We start from the raw sequence: 14,829 nt of genomic DNA, 5'->3' as shown, positions 1-14,829 counted from the left end.
TGTTCCTTAAAAAATGATAAACAAGCCCAGCGCCAGTGCGACGCCAATTATCGGAATAACGACTGTTAACGCAGCCAATGGCCAGTACGCACGCTGGTGAGTTTCTTTACAAATCGCCCGTATAGTCGTGACCACATAACCATTATGCGGCAAGCTATCCAGCGCCCCTGAACTAATGGCCACCACCCGATGTAATTGCTCAGGGTTAACCCCCATATCTAAGTATTGCGGCGCAACTAATGGCAACGCAATCGCTTGGCCACCTGATGCAGAGCCAGTTAAACCCGCAATAACACTCACGGCAACAGCTGCACCAACCAGTTCATTGCCGGGCATCTGAGTCATCGCATCAACGGCGGCAATAAATGCTGGTGATACTTTTGCCACCGCGCCAAAACCCACCACGGCGGCAGTATTACCAATGGCAACTAAAGCACCTGTAGTACCCACATTGATAGCATTGGCCATATTATGGAAATACTTATAGTTAATAACCACAATACTTAATACACCACCAAGCAATGCGACTATTAATGCGGTTTGCTGTAATACATCATGCAAAGTAAAAGACAGCAACAACACCACTAATAATGGAATGATGCCAGTCATTGGGTGTGGTCGCTCCCGTTCAATAATTACCGGATCATCATCACGGGCTGCAAAGCACTCGCCATTTGCTTGCGCTTTTTTGATCATCTTGTTGAGCCAGAAGTAACCAGCCGTTGCCATAAAAATTGCAACCACTAAGCTCACTTCCCATGCAGCATACGGAGAAGTGGCTAAATATTTAACCGGGATCCAATTTTGAATTTCAGGTGAGCCCGCTGAGGTCATCGTAAACGTCACCGACCCAAACGCCAAAGTAGCTGGAATAAAGCGCCGTGGTAAATTAGCGTCTTTAAACAAACTTAATGCCATTGGATAAACTGAAAACGCGACAATAAACACACTTACCCCGCCGTAGGTTAATACAGCACAAGCAATCACCACAGCCAGCACGGCCTGTTTCATGCCTAATTTACCTACAATATAGCTTGCCACGCTATCAGCAGCGCCGGTGTCTTCCATAAACTTACCGAACAGAGAGCCCAGTAAAAACATAAAAAACCACGCACTTAAAAAGCCCGCAAAGCCATCCATATAAGCATTAATAAAGTTACTATCAGCAGTGACTGGAAATATCGCCATATCACTACTTAATGCCACTAAAAGTGCACATACAGGCGCAGCAATAAATAAATTTACGCCACGCAACGTTAAAATAATCAGCAGTATTAAACCGCCTAACAGCCCTATCATGCTCAGCATAGACATTCCTATAATTATTGTTATTACCCAAGATGAGGTGACATCGCAGTAATTGCTTTTAGTCTTACTGTAAACCACCAAAAAAGACATAACACTAAGGTACTACACATTATAAATTTGGCTTAAACCCTTTATAAGTCAAGGGATTAATTGCGTATAGCACTATGGTACTAATTCCTTTTTTGCAACTATCTTCTACATTGAATGCAGGTGACATGAGCAAACCATTAACGATAACAATAAACAGGAACACACCATGATCAAGCTCAATCAAAACATCACACCGGTAACACTCGCTGTTTCATTAGCCTTATTAAGTGCTAATAGTATTGCCGCTGAGCAAACGACTACTGCAAAAAAAGGCGAACTTGAGCGCATTGAAGTTACTGCGCGAAAAACGGTTGAAAACTTGCAAGAAGTGCCCGTTGCCGTAACGTCAATTGGCGCCCAGCAACTTGCCGAAAATGGCATCAGCGTGATGACCGAAGTGCAGCAGTTTTCACCTAACACCACATTGCAAGCGAGCCGTGGGACTAACTCTACCATTACCGCTTTTATTCGTGGTGTTGGCCAACAAGACCCGCTGTGGGGTTATGAACCTGGGGTGGGCATTTATATTGATGATGTCTACTTAGCACGACCACAAGGCGCTGTTTTAGATTTACTGGATGTACAACAAATTGAGGTTTTACGGGGGCCACAAGGTACGCTCTACGGTAAAAACACCATTGGTGGAGCCATTAAATATGTCACTAAGGAAATGACTGGCGATGCCACTTTAAACGTGCAAGGCACAGTCGGAAGTTACAATCAAAAAGATTTGAAGATCACCGGACAACTGCCGTTGATTGATGAAAAGCTCTATGTTGGTTTTGGCTTTGCTACTTTAAACCGCGATGGCTTTGGAGAGTTTCTAACGTCAGATTTAGATAATCAAGACCGTGAAAACTACAACAAAGATGTAACCGCCGCACGTGTAACCTTAGAGTACACACCAACCGACGACTTATTCTTTAGACTTACATGGGATAAAACCGAAGATGAGTCTAACGCCAAAGGCGGTTACCGTTTACTACCGAGCTTACTCACCGATGCACCAGTACCTGACAGCGTATACGACTCATATACCAGTTTACCAACATGGAACAAGGTTGAACTTGAAGGCTACAGCTTAACTGCTCGTTGGGACATGAGTAGCAACACCAGTTTAAAATACATCGGCTCAAGTCGTGACAGTTATTCACCCACTAATATCGATTTTGATAACACCTCAATTCGCATTTTTGATGTGCCAGCAATTTATGATGACGAACAAACCACGCACGAATTACAACTCAATCATCAAGGCGATAACTACAAACTGGTATCTGGTTTATATTACTATGATGGTGAGTCTTGTGGACAATTTGAAGCCATTTTAGAAGAGCTCGGTAAAAGCTTAGGCGCGGCCAGCCTCACTCGTGAAGTTAGCGGATGCAGCAACTCAACCAGTAAGGCCGCGTATATCCAAGGCAGTTATGATTTTGATGATAAGTGGTCAATGACCTTAGGTGCTCGCTACACCAAAGACAGCAAAGACGCGATTGTAAATAACGGCCTCATATTTGACACGGTATACCCTGAGTCAGGTTGGATACCGGGTTATGTTCGCCCTGAAGGACAACTAGTCCCCACAGTATTAGATGACAGTGCAGATTGGTCTCGTTTTACTCCTCGTGCTGGCGTTGAGTATCAATATAGTCGCGATATTATGTTCTTTGCCAGCTACGCACAAGGGTTTAAATCAGGGACATTCAACCCTCGTGCCACCACGGCTGAACCTGCCGCTAAGCCAGAAATTGTTGATTCATTCGAATTTGGCATGAAAAGCGAATGGCACAATAACCTACGTGCCAACGTAACTTTGTTCACCCTTGATCATAAAGATCGTCAGTATATTTCCGTATTACCGGGTGATAATGCAGCAGATTTAAACCAGCGCTTGGGAAATATTGGTGAATCTACCTCGGATGGTATCGAAGTAGAACTTAACTATATAGCCACAGAATCGCTCAGCTTTGATGCGTCAATTGGTTATATAGATAGTAGCTTTGATAATGTTATAGATTACGACCCTGAAACGGGTGAAGCATTTGATAAGTCTGAGCGCTTTAGTGTATCAAACACGCCTGACTTAACCTTTAACCTCGGTGCCACCTATCGTATGTATACCGCAATGGGCGACTTTGTTATGAACGGTAACTATTACTACCGTGGTGATTACGCGCTATTTGAAGAAGATAGCCTGCTCACTCAAGATGCTTACGGCTTACTCAACATCGGTATAACCTGGTACAGCACTGATGGCCACTGGAGTGCAGGTCTCTATGGTAAAAACCTCACAGACGAAGAATACATGATTGGTGGCTACCAGTTTGTAGCACCCGATCCGAGCGACCCAAGTGATGTCAGCAAATACACACCAGGCCTAGGTGGAGATAACACCTTAATTGGCTACTATGGCGACCCTCGTACTGTGTCATTCACTGTCGGTTACCGTTTTTAAGTTATTGTCTAAAAAGGTTTACCTGTTCTTTTCCCCGCAGGTAAACCTTGTTTCAAGGTAAGAAATCACTTATAACATACTGCATTGGAGTTTTAGGGAATGTCTTTAACTGTGAACACTATTATTGCCGATGATCACCCGTTATTTAGAAGTGCACTGCGCCAAGCCGCGGCCACCTCAGTGCCTGAACAACATATAAAAGAAACCAGCGACATTGATGGTTTATTTGCCCTATTAACCGAGCACCCTGAAATAGAGTTAATTTTTTTAGATTTAACCATTCCGGGTGCAAATGGCCTACAGGCACTCTCGCAACTACGAAATCGTTACCCTGATATTCTAGTGATCATGGTCTCTGCTAATGAAACACCTGCGATTATAAAACAAGCCATGAGCTTGGGGGCTGCTGGTTATATCCCAAAATCATCCTCGCTAGATGTAATAAGCGAAGCCATTAGTCACGTACTCAATGGCGATACTTGGCTACCACCTGAAATCGATTTAACCGACATAGTTATTAACGACGAGCAAAGCAGCTTTGCCCGCAATCTCGAAAAGCTCACACCACAGCAATACCGCGTACTAGCAATGATTGCCGATGGCCTACTGAATAAACAAATAGCCTTTGAAATGTCGATTCAAGAAACCACCATCAAACAACATGTGTCGGCTATCCTGCGCAAACTCAATGTATACAACCGTACCCAAGCAGGCATACTCTTTGACCAATTATCACAAGTCGGTAAAACCGAGGTTAGTTAACAAAGTAAGCAAGTGTTAATAACACTGCCGATACAAAAATCAATCAGCAGTATTATTCTGTTTTAGCGCACGTAAATGCGATAATCCCACGCAGCCAACTGCAAAGTACTGTTAGCATTAAACGCCTCTTTATCGCCGCTTAAATACTCCTCATACTCGCCATGGTGTAAATTTTCTTTAAAGCGAATACGTTGCGGTTTGTCACTAAAGTTAAAGACTGCAAACACTTTATTGTGATCATTTTGCCGTACAAAGCTAAGTACCTGTGCTGGTTGGCTATTGTGTACAGGGATCATCCGAGCCCCCCAATTAGCATTCCACAGTGCCGAATTTGCTTTTTTCAGTGCAAATAATTTTTTATACAAAGCGCCATTTTCATGCTGGATAAAATTGTCATTTTCATCATGCCAAACAATGGCATCACGCTCAAAAAAAGCTAACCGCTTGCTATTGCCCACTTCTTGACCATTATAAATCATCGGCATGCCTTCGCTTACTACCGATAACGCCATCACAGCATGTAACGCATCAGCAAACATTTCAAACTCAGTGCCTTCCCATGCATTTTGGTCATGATTACTCACCCCTAGTAGGCGCATAATGTTTTGCGGATAGTATTTTTCATTCCATGAATAGTATACATAAAGCTTATTAACATCCGCATGGCCTTGTACTATCGCATGCACCGCTTGATGCCATGTCCAGCCGTAGGTCATGTCAAATGCTTGAGCATGAAAATCGCGCCCCTCAAACTCAGCGAGCATAAATACGGGCTTAATTGCGTCGAGCTCCTTACGCACATTATTCCAAAAATCGAGCGGCACAAACCCCGCAACATCGGCACGAAAGCCATCAAAGCCAACGTCTTCAACCCAATATTTCATCGCTTCGGTCATATACTGACGTAAAGCAGGCTGGCTATAATCCAACTCGATAATATCACTCCAGTCCCACCACGGGGTTGGCCTAAAATCACCTTTCCAGTCACGAATATACCAATCTGGATGTTCAGTTACGAGGTTGCTATCCCATGCGGTATGATTCGCAACCCAATCAAGGATCACATACATACCTTGCTGATGTGCAGCAGCAATAAATGCTTTAATATCTTCAATACTACCAAACTCAGAATTCACCCCGTAATAATCTTTAATTGAGTATGGGCTTCCCAAACGGCCTTTACGGTTTACTTCACCAATCGGCTGAATAGGCATAAGCCAGAGAATATCGACACCTAGCTCTTTTAATCGAGGTAACTGCTGTTGCGCAGCGGCAAAAGTCCCTTCAGGGGTAAATTGCCGCGTGTTGATCTGATAAATTATTGCGTTTTTACTCCACTCAGGATGCTTTACCTGAACATATGGGGTGGGTTGATACGCATTATGCTGCAGCTTGGGCGTGTTGGTCGATACGGACTGACAGGCTACAAAACTAACGCTGACCAGAGCCAGAATCAGTTGCCGCCAGTATTGCCTCAAATTACGTTGACGATACATAGTTTATCTCCTGCTTTTATTATGATAGTACACTTTTTCTGAATCGATTAAGATTTGTACTACGTTAAATAAAACCGCTCAAGTTGAATACGTATTCAGCTGTTAGCAAATAATCTCAAATATAGCCCACACAGCTTGTCTGGAAATAAAATTAACACTTATTGCGCTGGTTTATTGCACGTAACAAAACTCACTGTTTTATATTGTTTTTACTCTATCAGTGTAGGATTGATAACCATTTGTTCTAAGCCATACTGATTTCATATTTTGGTTTCTGCTGTTCGCCTTATATCTTTGCGCGCAATTACGCTTATGTTTCTTTTTTACCCAAACAATGATCGGTATTTTACTGGCATTGGTACGCATTATTGGGTTCATTACTTTTTAAGGACGTTGTTTCATGTCTATCGCCGCAATCGTGTCAATCACGGTATTTGTGGGGCTGTTGTTTGTGCTTTTTCAGCAACAGCAAAAAACTCACACACTTTCTCGGTTAGTACTGCTTGGTTTAGTGTCAGGCAGTGTGTTTGGTCTTGCATTACAATTGGTTTTTAGTGAAGGCCATGCTGTTGTTAAAGAAACTTTAAGTTGGATTGATATTGTTGGCAGTGGTTATATTGGCTTATTAAAAATGGTTATTATGCCGTTGGTATTAGTGTCGATGATTGCGGCAGTGGTTAAGCTTGATAAAGACGGCTCGTTGGGCAAAATATCAAGCCTGACCATTGCTATTTTGCTAGTCACCACTGCCATTGCCGCGCTGATCGGCATTATGGTAGTACAAGTCTTTGGTTTAACCGGGGAAGGATTAACCGAAGGTGCCCGCGAAACCTCACGTATTGCAATTCTTGAAAACCGTGCGGCAACACTGAGTGAATTAACCATTCCACAAATGTTACTGAGCTTTATACCAACCAATCCGTTTGCAGATCTAACCGGATCGCGCTCAACATCCATTATCGCAGTGGTTATTTTTGGTATTTTAACAGGGGTTGCTGCACGTAAAGTGATGCTCGAAAAAACCGAGCTAGCAACACCTATTCGTACCTTTGTTGAAGCAGCGCAATCGATTGTAATGCGCTTGGTAAAAATGGTGATCGCGTTAACCCCATACGGGGTTGCCGCGTTAATGACAAAAGTTGTCGCTACATCAAGCCCCGGCGACATACTAAACTTACTCGGTTTTATTGTGGCTTCTTATATTGCTATTTTGCTGATGTTTGTTGTCCACGCTATCTTGATTTCGTTAGTCGGCGTGAACCCTAAACAATACTTTCAAAAAATTTGGCCGGTACTGACTTTTGCTTTTACTTCTCGCAGCTCTGCGGCGTCTATTCCGCTCAATATAGAAACCCAGATCAACAAGCTTAATGTACCACCAGCGATTGCTAACTTGTCGGCTTCATTTGGCGCGACCATAGGCCAAAATGGTTGTGCAGGTATTTATCCGGCCATGTTAGCAGTCATGGTGGCCCCCAGTATGGGCATTAACCCAATGGATTTTCAGTTTATTGTGTCGTTAGTGGCCATCATCGCGATCAGCTCTTTTGGCATTGCCGGTGTCGGTGGCGGCGCTACATTTGCGGCGCTAATTGTACTGCCAGCAATGGGCTTACCCGTCACCATCGCGGCATTATTAATTTCTATTGAGCCGCTCATTGATATGGCCCGTACCGCACTTAACGTATCGGGATCAATGACCGCAGGTACAATGACCAGCCGCATATTAGGACAAAAAACGCCAGATAACCTAGAGCAACAAGCCTAACCCATACATAACCGCTGTTGATATTCGCGGATCAGCAGCGGTTAGTTAAGTCAGCCGCTTGATCATTCGTTTTAAAGCCGGTGCTTTAAGCGGTTTATATAATAACGGATAACCGGCATCGAGCACCCGCTCACGAATAGCTTCATCGTGATTAGCCGTATTGACAATGGCAGGTAATTCACTCAGTCCTGCTTGACGGATCACCTCCAGTCCAGTTACGCCATCATCCAGTTGATAATCGACTATTAATAATTGCGGGAGTTCATGGGTTACTTTTAACTGCTCAAGCTCCACTAAATTAGTGGCAGTCGCAATCTCGCAGCCCCAGTTTTCAAGTAGCTGCTTAAGCGCTTCAAGTACATTGCGGTCGTTATCAACTAACCAAATATGCAAACGCCCTAGTTCGGTTTCTTGGCCTTGCCCTTGCTCTGCACTGTGTAGCGCAGTGCTGATCCGAGCTGCTTTACAAGGTAAGGTTAATGTAAATTGCGTGCCTTTACCAAGTTCAGAGCCCATCATGAGGGGCATTTTCAATAAATCACAAATTCTTTTGGTAATCGCTAAGCCAAGCCCTAATCCCTCAGCATTGGGCTTTGTCCCTAGTTGTTTAAATTCTTGATATATCGTTTGTTGATCACTTGCAGCAATGCCGATCCCTGTATCTTCAATAATGAAAGAGACCTGTTCATCATGGCGTTGCATTTTTAAACGCACTTCGCCTTGTTCGGTGTAACGTATGGCATTACTGAGTAAATTACGCAGCACTCGGCGTAATAATGCTTTATCGGTAACTAATCGTACATCGCACGTCTGCACAATGAAATTAAGCCCTTTTTCTCTCGCAAGTGCCGCATAATCATTACATAATGGCTCAAGTAAGCTACTAACTGCAAATTCACTGTACTGAACTTTAAATGCTCCAGAGTCCAGTTTTGTCAGTTCTAAAATGCTCGACAACAGCTCTTCAGCACTCCCTAATGAGTTTTTAATATTGAGCGCCAGCTCTTGTAGCTGAGTGTCTTGTGCTTTTTCATTCATTAATGAGCAAAACAAACTGGCCGCATTAAAAGGTTGTAATAAATCGTGACTAGCTGCAGCAAAAAAGCGCGTTTTACTCACCGTTGCTTGTTCGGCAACTAATTTTGCCGCAGACAGCTCATGGTTAGCTTGCGTTAAAGCTTTTGTCCGTGTTGCTACTTTTTCTTCAAGACTAACATTTGCCTCTTTAAGTGCTTTTTGCTGCTTAACAAACTCTGAAATATCAGTATAGGTAGTTACAAAGCCACCACCTGGTAGCGGGTTACCTTGCATCTCAAACACCCGGCCATCATTATGTGAGCGTTGATATTTATAGGCACTGCCTTGTTTTAAATAGGCTAAGCGTTTTTCTACTTCGGTATTGATATCTTCACCACTAAACAAGCCACGCTCGGCATTAAAACGAATAATATCAGCCACTGGGCGGCCAATATAAAGTGCAGCTTCCGGATAACAGAACATGCATTTATAACCTTGATTCCAAGCAACTAAACGCAGTTCACTATCCACTACACTTATGCCTTGTTGAATGTTTTCAATGGTGGATTGCAGTAAGTCACGATTAAACTTCAGCACTTGCGTCGCTTCATCAACAAGTTCAGCAACTTGCTCTAGCGGCTGACGCTGCTCATTTTTTGCAACATCTAAAATAAGTCGTGCCGATGCCCCGCCTATCACTGCAGACATTTCTCGTTCTATTAATAACTCAAGTTGTACATTTGCTGGGTGTTTCCACTTACTTTTATCCGTTGGAAAGTATTGGTTTACTAATAGTTGGCTGGCATCTTTTTCGGCAAACCGCTGTAACAGCGCACCTAAATCATGGTAGTTCAATGGTTGTAAGGCGCTATTAATTCGCGAATCGGATAATTGGGGAATAAACTTATTGCTTTGTAATCGCTCTGCTAAGGTCGCTTGGCTAAATAACGGCACTAAAAAATACACAAAGCAATTTGCCCCTAATGACAATAATACCGCTTGGCTGATACTCTCTAAACCCAGAGAGAATAAATCAGTGGGTGCTAACCAAGCAATTTGCCATGGTCCTGCTATCAACCAACGGCTATCATTACCAAGGCCGCTAGCAAGATTTGGCAATAATAAAGTGTAACCCCAAATTATAAAGCCAGTTAAAATACCCAGCTGTGCCCCTCGACACGAAGCGTGTCGCCACCATAAACCTATCACCATTGCAGGAGCAAATTGCGCAACTAAGGTAAACGACATAAGGCCCACATTGGCTAAGGTGTTGGTCTCTCCAAGAATACGATGGGTAAAATAACTAAGTAATAAAATTAACACGATGACGATTTTACGCGCATGCAGCAGGTTATTTTTATCAAGCCCACGACTGCTCGAAGTAAGCTGAGAACGACGTAAAATAAACTGATTGATAAAGTCATTGGTGATCATCACAGAAAGCACAATAGCCGATACGATTACCATGCTGGTTGCCGCTGAAAAGCCGCCTAAAAAAGCTAACAATGCCACCAGCGGACTGTCTGCCGCCATCGGTAACGCCAAAACAAACGTATCGTAACCTACGTCAGTACCTTGAAAGTAAATCAATCCCGCATAGGCAATAGGTAAAATAAATAGATTGATTAGCAGCAAATAAATAGGGAATAACCAGCGTGCAGAGGCCAGCTCTTTATCGCTATTGTTTTCTATAAAGCTCATGTGAAATTGCCGTGGCAAACACAACGTGGCTAAAATCCCTAATAATGTATGTGCAACATACACATAAGTTGGGCTTTGTGTTGCGACCACCTGTTTATCTATATTTAGCTCTGCGGCTTTGGCAAATAAAGCAGCTGGACTATCAAAAAGCACAAAACAGACATATAAGCCCACGACCATAAACGCCAGTAACTTAACCATAGATTCAAAGGCAATACTGGCAATCAGCCCAGGGTTGTGCTCGCTCGGCCTTAACCTCCTAGCACCAAATAAAATGGCAAACAATGCTAATAGCAAAGTGATATAAAACGTACTATCAGCCCAGACTTGATGGCTTTGCGATGCAGCTCGTGCAGTTAATAAATTAATACTTTGCGCGGTGGCGCTCAGTTGTAATGAAATATACGGCACAATGGCAATCACAGAAATAAGTGATATTAAACCCGAGAGACTAGAAGACTGACCATACCGCGTGGCAATAAAATCGGCCATTGAGGTAAGCTTTTGCTGGCGGCAAATATGCGCAATACGGCAGTACACTTGCCAACCAAAAATAAACAGTAAAATAGTGCCTGCATAAGTGGGAGCCAGCCACCAGCCATTATTCGCCGCTTGCGCAGTGGTGCCATAAAACGCCCACGAGGTACAATAAACACCCAACGATAGCCCGTAGGTTAAGCCTTTAAAAGGCAGCGTTTTGCGTTTATCTGCCCAACCCGCCACAGCAAATAAAATTCCCAAATATACAATGGCGAGCAAGCTTATTGACCAAATAGAAAACATAACCGCTGATATTTTTAATTATTATTTAACCAGCATAAGCGTTTTAATACAAAATTACAGCACTAACTTTAGTACTAAATAATTGTTTCATATGTACCTTTGAACAATCTAAAGTGAATGAACACTATTTCACTTTTGTAGATAACTGAAACAGAGCCAACAGCGCATGAAATCAGCTGTTCACGGCTAAAGTGTTACAAGTTATTACAAAGTTACATTTTATTGCCTGTTTTATCGGATTTTCCGTTACTTTTGACATACATGCTATTTACGATACTGGCACTTTTTTCACATCCCACTACAATGCAATGCACAAAAACAAATATTGGAACACACACTATGAATCTGACACGTAGTTCGCTGAAAAATCCTGCGAGTGTCATTGTTATCTTGGTGCTAATTATGTTGTTTGGCATATTAAGCATTTTTAAGCTGCCGATCCAATTAACCCCTGATATTGAACAACCGCAAATTACAATTTTCTCTGGTTGGCGCCAAGCAGCCCCCGAAGAGATTGAATCAGTTATTATTGAGCCAATTGAAAATGCAGTAAAAAACACCCCCGGTGCATTAGAGGTCAATACCAATATCAATCGTGGTAACGGCGCAATTACGCTAACTTTCGCTGTTGGCCAGAATATGCAACAAGCCATGCTGGATGTATTAACCAGTCTTAATCAAGCGCCGCCTTTACCTCTGGACGCATTTGATCCCGTGGTATTTGCCGGCGGTAATAATGGTGAGGCGGCCGCAACCTTATTGATCACACCAAAAAATTATCAATCTGATAGTTTAGATTTTGATATGGCGCAGTTTCAAAAACAAATTGATGAGTTTATTGAGCCACGGTTAGCGCAAATTCCTGGCGTTGCGCGGGTGGAGCTCGCCAGTGAGCGGCCGAAAGAGTTACGCATTACCTTTGATCCACACAAGGCCGCAGCTTTAGGCGTAAGCCTTGATCAAATAAGTAATGTACTGGCCAGCTCTCGCGATACTTCCGGTGGTTTAGCAAATGTTGGCAGGCGCCAATATACAGTGCGCTTTACCGGGCAATATGACCTGTCGAGTATGGCGCAAATGCGCGTTGGTTACTCAGCTGATAGGCCTATTTATTTAGGCGATATTGCCAGTGTTGAGCGCACTTACTCGGACCGACTAGGGATGAGTGGACGTAACGGAAAACCCGCCTACTACATCCGTATTTCACGTGCTAATAAAGCCAATACCGTAGCGTTACTGGACGATATTAATCTGGCAATTAAAGAGCTAAACGAAGGGCCACTGGCAGCAAATGGCCTCTCTATTGAGCTTAGTTTTGACGCCTCTGTGCATATACGTAATGCACTGTCATTAGTAAAAAGTAATTTGGGCTTAGGCGTTGTATTATCGTGTTTGATCTTATGGCTGTTTTTTAGAGGCCTGAAAGCGACCTTGATCATTGCAGCAACAATTCCCATTTCACTGATGGTCGCATTTTTAGCGCTGAATATTTTTGGTCGTAGCCTAAATGTTATATCACTTGCGGGTCTAGCATTTGCTGTTGGCTTAGTGTTAGATGCGGCAATTATAGTGCAAGAAAACATCGCTCGGCTGCGCGCTGAAGGTGTTGATAATAAAAAAGCAGCACTGAGAGGAGCAGCTCAAGTCACCGGTGCTTTATTTGCGTCAACCATCACCAGTGTTGCGATCTTTTTACCTATTTTGTTTATGGCAGGTATTGAAGGACAGCTATTTTCTGACTTAGCGCTGACCCTCTCTATTGCGGTGATCACCTCAATGATATGCGCAATCACGCTGATCCCATTAGCGAATCATTTATGGCCAGATGCACAGATAAAAGTGGATCCATATCACCACTATTGGCAAAAGTTGAGTAATGTTATTATGAGGCTCACTAATACCCGCATTAAACAACTTACTTGGATTGCGGTATTGCTTGGTGGCTCAGTGATCACAACCTTTACTATGTTACCAAAAACTGATTTTATGCCACGTGCGCCTACCGACGGCTTCTTTTTCAATTTGATCACACCACCGGGTGGCAATGTGCAGTTTATGGAAGAAGAGCTGTTACTTCGTGTGAAAAAACGACTGATGCCCTACTACACTGGCGAAAAACAACCGAGTATTAAAGACTTCAATTTTTATGCTTTTGGCTCAAATGCTGGGGGCTTTATTTATTCCGCCGATCCACAACGGGTTGAGGAATTAATGAACGTCGCCAAAGAAGAAATTTTTATTGATTTACCCGACACTCAGGTATTTTTCTTTCGCGGTTCAATGATCCAAGTTGCAAACGGTGGCGATGGCCGTGCTATCAATATTGACCTAACTGGGCCAAACATGGATGACTTAGTCAGTGCTGCGCAAATCGCATTAAGCGCTGTCAATGAAGCGTTACCAGACGCTACCGCACAGCCACAACCGCGCCTTGATATGGCCGAACCAGAACTGAGATTAACACCTAATGATCGCCGTATTACTCAAGCTGGGCTTACTCGTCGCGATGTATCGCAAGCAGTACAAGCATACACCGGTGGTTTATTCGTGAATGAATATTTTGATGGTAATGAACGCATGAATGTGATTTTACGAGGCATTCCTTGGCAAACCCCTGAAGAACTCAAAGCACTGCCGATTGTTACCCCACAAGCAGGCATTCAAACCCTTGGCGAACTTGCCAACATTGAACGAACGGTAGGACCGACTCAGTTACGTCGGGTAAATGGCCGCCGTACAGTGAGCATAGTGGTAACTCCACCTGCCGATATGAGCTTACAACAAGCACAAGCAATTTTAAGCGAACAAGTAATGCCCAAAGTAAGAGCTAGCCTGCCAAGTAATGCGGGAGCAATATTAGCTGGTAACGCCCAAAAAATGAATTCTGCGATGACCGAAATGGCACTGAATTTTGTGCTGGCATTGTTTATTTTATTTTTATTAATGACAGCCCTGTTTAAATCCGCAACAGACAGCGCACTGGTATTACTGGTTATGCCGTTAGCCATTGCCGGCGGTGTACTCGCGCTATTTATTTTAAACTTATTTACCTTTCAATCACTCGATTTGCTCACCATGATTGGCTTTATCATTTTGTTAGGACTGGTGGTTAACAATGCCATATTACTGGTCGATCAAACTAAAGTGGCGTTGGCGTCAGGGTTGAACCGTGCGGCTGCGGTAAAACAAGCAGTATTACTAAGAGCACGGCCGGTGTACTTAAGCACACTAACAAGCTTGTTTGGCATGCTACCATTGATGCTAATGCCGGGTGTTGGCTCTGAGATATACAGGGGCCTTGCAACCGTTATTGTCGGTGGTATGGCAGTCAGTGCATTGTTTACCCTTATTTTAATGCCTAGCTTGCTACAACTCGGTCGCAACACCGCGCCGGCGTCAACTAACCAGCAAAATACCTCAGCAGTACAATGAGGATCGAGAATATAACC

General features: G+C 43.4%; 7 protein-coding genes. 4 read left to right on the top strand and 3 right to left on the bottom strand.

The genetic code is table 11. The features are described from left to right. Positions 1–6: 6 nt before the first annotated feature. On the bottom strand, positions 7–1,308 hold the full coding sequence (locus tag ACMVDV_RS01625; protein ID WP_416156964.1) for a GntP family permease: 1,302 nt from the start codon (positions 1,306–1,308) through the stop codon (positions 7–9). Positions 1,309–1,564: 256 nt separating this feature from the next. Between ACMVDV_RS01625 and ACMVDV_RS01620 the strand changes: the two genes are divergently transcribed. Together ACMVDV_RS01620 and ACMVDV_RS01615 are read left to right on the top strand one after the other, a co-directional pair. Beyond that, entirely contained in the window at positions 1,565–3,853 is a 2,289-nt protein-coding gene (locus ACMVDV_RS01620) for a TonB-dependent receptor (protein ID WP_416156963.1), read from the top strand. Positions 3,854–3,952: 99 nt separating this feature from the next. Then, a complete protein-coding gene (locus ACMVDV_RS01615) occupies positions 3,953–4,615 on the top strand; it encodes a response regulator (protein ID WP_416156962.1) in 663 nt (220 codons plus the stop codon). 62 nt (positions 4,616–4,677) lie between these two features. On the opposite strand, the gene ACMVDV_RS01610 is transcribed toward ACMVDV_RS01615, so the two are convergent. Next, entirely contained in the window at positions 4,678–6,111 is a 1,434-nt protein-coding gene (locus ACMVDV_RS01610) for an alpha-amylase family glycosyl hydrolase (protein ID WP_416156961.1), read from the bottom strand. 400 nt (positions 6,112–6,511) lie between these two features. Here ACMVDV_RS01610 and ACMVDV_RS01605 point away from each other — a divergent pair, with 400 nt between their 5' ends. Further along, complete coding sequence (locus ACMVDV_RS01605; protein WP_416156960.1) at positions 6,512–7,879, top strand: L-cystine transporter; 1,368 nt, start codon at positions 6,512–6,514, stop codon at positions 7,877–7,879. A gap of 45 nt (positions 7,880–7,924) precedes the next feature. On the opposite strand, the gene ACMVDV_RS01600 is transcribed toward ACMVDV_RS01605, so the two are convergent. Beyond that, positions 7,925–11,380, bottom strand: a complete 3,456-nt coding sequence (locus ACMVDV_RS01600) for a PAS-domain containing protein (protein WP_416156959.1) — start codon at positions 11,378–11,380, stop codon at positions 7,925–7,927. Positions 11,381–11,719: 339 nt separating this feature from the next. Here ACMVDV_RS01600 and ACMVDV_RS01595 point away from each other — a divergent pair, with 339 nt between their 5' ends. Continuing rightward, the gene (locus ACMVDV_RS01595) at positions 11,720–14,812 is read left to right on the top strand and encodes an efflux RND transporter permease subunit (protein ID WP_416156958.1); all 3,093 of its coding nucleotides are present in this window, start codon (positions 11,720–11,722) and stop codon (positions 14,810–14,812) included. Positions 14,813–14,829 lie beyond the last annotated feature (17 nt).

This window comes from Pseudoalteromonas sp. ASV78 (assembly GCF_047806705.1).
Classification (GTDB): Bacteria; Pseudomonadota; Gammaproteobacteria; order Enterobacterales; family Alteromonadaceae; genus Pseudoalteromonas; species Pseudoalteromonas prydzensis_A.
The sequence above is the reverse complement of the archived record's forward strand: the minus strand, read 5'-3'. Positions and strand labels throughout refer to the sequence as shown.

Bases quoted from the DNA above. Each gene is read 5' to 3' on its own strand.
- ACMVDV_RS01615 (WP_416156962.1), top strand. From the start codon at position 3,953: ATGTCTTTAACTGTGAACACTATTATTGCCGATGATCACCCGTTATTT.
- ACMVDV_RS01610 (WP_416156961.1), bottom strand. From the start codon at position 6,111: ATGTATCGTCAACGTAATTTGAGGCAATACTGGCGGCAACTGATTCTG.
- ACMVDV_RS01605 (WP_416156960.1), top strand. From the start codon at position 6,512: ATGTCTATCGCCGCAATCGTGTCAATCACGGTATTTGTGGGGCTGTTG.
- ACMVDV_RS01625 (WP_416156964.1), bottom strand. From the start codon at position 1,308: ATGCTGAGCATGATAGGGCTGTTAGGCGGTTTAATACTGCTGATTATT.
- ACMVDV_RS01595 (WP_416156958.1), top strand. From the start codon at position 11,720: ATGAATCTGACACGTAGTTCGCTGAAAAATCCTGCGAGTGTCATTGTT.
- ACMVDV_RS01620 (WP_416156963.1), top strand. From the start codon at position 1,565: ATGATCAAGCTCAATCAAAACATCACACCGGTAACACTCGCTGTTTCA.
- ACMVDV_RS01600 (WP_416156959.1), bottom strand. From the start codon at position 11,380: ATGTTTTCTATTTGGTCAATAAGCTTGCTCGCCATTGTATATTTGGGA.